Source organism: Acinetobacter sp. UBA3025 (assembly GCF_002367915.1).
In the GTDB taxonomy this organism is placed as follows: domain Bacteria; phylum Pseudomonadota; class Gammaproteobacteria; order Pseudomonadales; family Moraxellaceae; genus Acinetobacter.
On the sequence record NZ_DFDO01000118.1, the window covers coordinates 1 to 5,090 of the forward strand.

The following is a 5,090-nucleotide window of genomic DNA, read 5'->3' on the forward strand; positions in this document are numbered from 1 at the left end:
GCCAGAGATCCCAGGCAAAATAAAAGAGCCAGTTGGCTCTTTTACACATCCAGCTTGATCAGGTACTAAAACGGTCGATCAAAGTGCTACTGGCTTCATTTAAACCAATTACAGTCACGTCTATGCCTTGGGCTTTAAACTTCTGGATGACATTATTGAGCATATTTACTGAAGTCACATCCCAGATATGTGCATGGGTCAGATCCAGCTCAACATGATCTAGTTTTTCTTTAAAATCAAAAAACTGGTAGAACTTTTCTGTACTACTGAAAAAGATCTGTCCAGAAATTTTGTAGCTACGTGAATTAGGCTTATGCAAATAAGTCGAGACATGTACAGTTCTTTCCAGTTTATTAATAAAAAACAGGGCAGAGAGCAATACACCGACAAATACACCGAGCGCCAGATTATGAGTAGCAAGCACGACAATTATCACAGCAATCATCACGGTATTAAATTCTAGCGGATGCTTGCCAAACTGTTTGATTGCACCCCACTGGAAGGTGGTAAATGACACCATAATCATAATGGCAACCAGCGCAGCCATTGGAATATAAGCCAGCCAGTCTTTCAGGAAGACCACCAGACACAGCAAAAACACGCCAGCCACCAAAGTGGATAAACGGGTACGTGCACCTGAAGAGACATTGATAATCGACTGACCAATCATGGCACAACCGGCCATTCCGCCCATAAAACCGCTGACAATATTGGCCATACCCTGACCACGACATTCCTGATGTCGGTCACCTTCAGTTCCGGTAACTTCATCAATCACTGTAGTCGTCATCATACTTTCAAGCAGACCTACAGTGGCTAAAGTAAAGGAATAAGGCAGGATAATCTGCAAGGTTTCCAGATTCAGTGGAATTTCCGGAAGAAGAAAGACGGGTAAGGTATCTGGAAACTGGCCCAGATCGCTCACAGTACGCATATCTGCACCAAGCAATAACGCAAGTGCGCTCAGCACGACGATACAGATCAGAGGCGATGGAATCGCTTTACCGATTTTCGATATATAAGGAAACAGATAGATAATTATCAAACCTACTAAAATGAACAGATAACCCGTACTGTCCATCCGGTTAATTTCCGGGATTTGTGCCACAAAAATCAGGATCGCGAGGGCATTCAAAAAACCATATACCACAGCCTGCGACACAAAACGCATCAGCTTGGCAACTTTAAAAAAGCCCGCAATCACCTGAATAATCCCGGTCAGAATTGTGGCTGCAAGCAGATATTGCAAACCATGATCCTTGACCAACGTAATCATCAGTAGTGCCATTGCACCAGTCGCCGCAGAGATCATGGCAGGACGACCACCGAAAAAGGCAATGGACACCGCAATACAGAAAGAGGCATACAAGCCGACTTGCGGATCAACACCTGCAATCGCAGAAAAAGCAATAGATTCAGGAATCAGGGCCAGTCCAACCACCAGACCTGCCAGCACATCAGTCCGGATATTGGAAAACCATTCTTCTTTTTTCAGGTTAATCACGAAATATCATCTAAATTTTGAGAACCTGCGTATCTTAAACAGATACAGATAAAAATCTACACAAGATTGACTTGCAAAAGCCTGTAAATTCCTCAATATTGGATATGTAACTGTGCTGAATCACAGTTACGCTTTTTTGCAATTTACAGGTTTGATCACTTGAAAGTTTGTCAGAAGCGATTTAAAACATTGAGAAGTGTATAACAAGGATCAGAAATGAAGCTTTACTATTCGCCAGGCGCGTGCTCTTTGGCAGCTCATATTATTTTAAATGAAATTAATGTCGATTTTGATTTGGAACGTGTTGACTTAAAAACCCATAAAACAGAAAAAGGTGCAGATTATTACGAAATTAACCCAAAGGGTTATGTACCAGCATTAGAAATTAATCCGGGTTTAATTCTTACAGAAAATGTTGCAATTTTACCGTTTCTTGCTCAACACGATCCAAAACAAGATCTGATTCCACCTTCTGGCATGGGACGTGCCAAAGTGCTGGAGTGGTTAGGTTATCTCAACTCAGAACTGCATGATGCTTATGCTGTCTTCTTCACAGGAAAATTATCAGATGAAGCCAAAGAAAAAGCCTATGCAGAAATTGACCGTTTATTGAGTTATATCGATAAGGCAATTGGTGAATCGGACAACGATTATCTGGTCGATGATAATTTCGGTCCGGCAGATGCTTACCTGTTTGTTCTGACCAACTGGTCGAACCAGATTGAACATGATCTGAGTCCATATAAAAATATTATTCATATCCGTAATAAGGTTGCAGAACGTCAGTCTGTACAGATTGCAATGCGTGATGAAGGTTTGATTCCTTAATCTCAAAATTTTGAAAAAAGCGCCATAGGGCGCTTTTTTTATTGCTTCCAAAGTGATTATTGATATTTAGTCAATAATGATTTGCAAAATCACCGCTTTTTAGCAATAAGCAGAATCTATATAGTGCCTGCATAAATTTTTGGTTTCAGGTTCTTTCCATGAAAAATATTTTATTAATTAATGGCGCAAAAGCTTTCGCCCATTCAAATGGTCAGTTAAATGATACTTTGGCCGAACTGGCTCAAGAAGTATTAACAAAGCTGGGGCATCAGGTTCAGGTGACTCGTGCTGATAGTGAATATAATGCAAAAGCAGAAGTGGAAAAATATCTTTGGGCAGATACGGTCATTTACCAAATGCCAGGCTGGTGGATGGGTGCGCCGTGGCCAGTGAAAAAGTATATTGATGATGTTTTTACCGAAGGGCATGGCAGCCTGTATGCAAATGATGGTCGCTCACGTTCAGATGCTTCAAAACAATACGGCTCAGGTGGCCTGATTCACGATAAAAACTATATGTTATCTCTTACCTGGAATGCACCGATGGATGCGTTTACGGATACCGAGCAGTTTTTTCATGGCGTGGGTGTAGATGGCGTTTACCTACCTTTTCATAAAGCCAACCAATTCTTGGGGATGCAGGCTTTACCGACATTTATTGTGAATGATGTAATTAAAGCCCCTGAAGTTGAAGCGTATATTACACAGTATCGTGAACATTTAATTCAAATTTTTGCTTAACCAGGAGATATGACCATGCTAACCGTTATTGCTGAAATCATTTGTCATTCGGAACAAGATCTGAAAACAGTGCTGGATTCATTTAATAACATCCGCGCACAGGTATTACAAGAGCCAGGCTGTCATCTTTATGATGTCTATATTGATCATCCGGCAATTGAGAGCCGATTACAGACCAAAGTGCCTTTTTCAATCATGATGTTTGAAAAATGGGAAAGTATTCAGCATCTGGAAACCCACATGCATAGTGTAAATATGCAGCAACATGCTAAGGCCACTAAAGGTGCGGTTGCGAGTGTAAAGATTCGGATTTTAGAAGCACTTTAAACTGTAATTCTCAGTTTGAAAGAGTTTGTAATATTTAATTTTATTCGAACTCTTGTGGCTGATTAAATTGAACCTGTTCAAGTTTCAGTGCGTAGCGGTGTTTTAAGGTGGACCATTGAACTTTGGCAGGTTGCGTCTGTTCCGCAAATTCATTTTCATCTGTTGTAGTTTTTACCTTACCTGTTAAAAAGTTAATGCTTCGTGCTGTACTCTCACCCGAGGCACGGTGAAAATCATCCACATCATAGCCAATTAATTTAAAAGCATTATTTTGGTATCGAAAGGTATAAGTATAATTGGTGACATACCATGAACCACAGCTTAGCCAATAATGTAAATGAACCCGAAGTACACCTTTTTGAATGCTTAAGGCTTCGGATTCACCAAGTGGATCAGTGAGGCAAGGCGACTCTACATCACCTTCGGTTGGTAAAGTAGTATTACTAGCTACAAGCTGATAACCATTTGCCTGCTTGAATAAAATCAAAAGTTTTCGTTTGTTGGTATTCAGAACATGATTGCCTACACCTGCATTTGCAACAAAGTTTTCGGGATTAGTATCTTCAATAATCAGCGCGAGATCTGCTTGACCGTCCTGATTTAAATCGCCTTGCGCTGTTTCCAAAATTTTCCAATTTTTCGGAACAAATGACTGCTGATAGCTTGATTTTAGAGAACTACCTGTCTGAGGTGTTGCACATGCACTTTGTGTAAATGTGATAAACAGCAGGGTGCTAAATAGGCAAGGCAGTTTGATCTGATGAAGCATCGGCTTAAATTCCTTTTATTTTAATTCTATTGATGGTCAAAGCTAAGTAATAAGTTTAGCCAAATAGGTTAAGTCATTTCTTTGAATATTGGATAGATATTTATGGTGAACTTTAAAGCTTTTTTATAAATTCAACTATTAGATATGAACTTTCTATTTGAAATAATCCAAACCAAGACGTGAACTTTTAATATTTAATTTTCAAAGTTGATTTGGGTATCTAAAATTAAAAGTTCAGGAGTTTGCTAGAAACTCCTGAACAGATCGATATGATTCAAATAATTTTTTGGGCCTCTAGCCTCGATTATTATTTAAAGAAATAACCGGTTTCAGGTGAGCTGGCATTGGCCATGCGTTTGCGTGGCATACGACCGGCCAGGAATGCTTCACGACCTGCTTCAACCGCCTTACGCATCGCAGAGGCCATCAAGACCGGATTTTGTGCAGCAGCAATCGCAGTATTCATCAGTACGCCGTCACAGCCGAGTTCCATGGCAATCGCTGCATCACTGGCAGTACCGACACCCGCATCAACCAGCACAGGCACTTTGGCATTTTCTTTAATAATCGAAATCGTGTGTGGATTCAGAATCCCTAGACCTGAACCGATCAGGCTACCCAAAGGCATGATTGCTACGCAGCCCATACTTTCCAGTTCTTGTGCCACGATCGGATCATCTGAGGTATAGACCATGATTTCAAAACCGTCATCAATCAGGGTACGCGCCGCTTTCAAGGTCTCGGTAATATTTGGATAAAGGGTCTTTTCATCGCCCAGAACTTCCAGTTTTACCAGGTTATGACCATCCAGCAGTTCACGTGCTAGCATACAGGTGCGTACTGCGCTATTGGCATCAAAACAGCCCGCAGTATTTGGTAAAATGGTGTATTTTTCTGGTGGAACCACTGAAAGCAGGTTCGT

General features: G+C 40.8%; 6 protein-coding genes. 3 read left to right on the plus strand and 3 right to left on the minus strand.

The genetic code is table 11. The features are described from left to right. Positions 1-58: 58 nt before the first annotated feature. The gene (locus B4J23_RS05090) at positions 59-1,504 is read right to left on the minus strand and encodes a SulP family inorganic anion transporter (RefSeq protein WP_291359069.1); all 1,446 of its coding nucleotides are present in this window, start codon (positions 1,502-1,504) and stop codon (positions 59-61) included. A 216-nt stretch (positions 1,505-1,720) separates the two neighbouring features. On the opposite strand from B4J23_RS05090, the gene B4J23_RS05095 reads away from it, so the two are divergent. From B4J23_RS05095 to B4J23_RS05105, 3 genes are all read left to right on the plus strand, one after another. Further along, positions 1,721-2,332, plus strand: a complete 612-nt coding sequence (locus B4J23_RS05095) for a glutathione binding-like protein (RefSeq protein WP_004782472.1) — start codon at positions 1,721-1,723, stop codon at positions 2,330-2,332. A gap of 158 nt (positions 2,333-2,490) precedes the next feature. Then, the gene (locus tag B4J23_RS05100) at positions 2,491-3,072 is read left to right on the plus strand and encodes an NAD(P)H-dependent oxidoreductase (protein ID WP_005235065.1); all 582 of its coding nucleotides are present in this window, start codon (positions 2,491-2,493) and stop codon (positions 3,070-3,072) included. Between the two features lie 15 nt (positions 3,073-3,087). Beyond that, positions 3,088-3,399, plus strand: coding sequence for a putative quinol monooxygenase (locus B4J23_RS05105; protein WP_125279236.1), 312 nt, complete (start codon positions 3,088-3,090; stop codon positions 3,397-3,399). Between the two features lie 40 nt (positions 3,400-3,439). On the opposite strand, the gene B4J23_RS05110 is transcribed toward B4J23_RS05105, so the two are convergent. Both B4J23_RS05110 and B4J23_RS05115 read right to left on the minus strand, forming a co-directional pair. Continuing rightward, positions 3,440-4,168, minus strand: coding sequence for a hypothetical protein (locus B4J23_RS05110; RefSeq protein ID WP_125279235.1), 729 nt, complete (start codon positions 4,166-4,168; stop codon positions 3,440-3,442). A 307-nt stretch (positions 4,169-4,475) separates the two neighbouring features. Beyond that, positions 4,476-5,090 (minus strand): thiazole synthase (locus B4J23_RS05115; RefSeq protein WP_291359075.1); only part of this gene is annotated, 615 nt, incomplete at its 5' end.

Coding starts and splice junctions, on each gene's coding strand:
- B4J23_RS05105 (WP_125279236.1), top strand. CDS start 3,088: ATGCTAACCGTTATTGCTGAAATCATTTGTCATTCGGAACAAGATCTG.
- B4J23_RS05095 (WP_004782472.1), top strand. CDS start 1,721: ATGAAGCTTTACTATTCGCCAGGCGCGTGCTCTTTGGCAGCTCATATT.
- B4J23_RS05110 (WP_125279235.1), bottom strand. CDS start 4,168: ATGCTTCATCAGATCAAACTGCCTTGCCTATTTAGCACCCTGCTGTTT.
- B4J23_RS05100 (WP_005235065.1), top strand. CDS start 2,491: ATGAAAAATATTTTATTAATTAATGGCGCAAAAGCTTTCGCCCATTCA.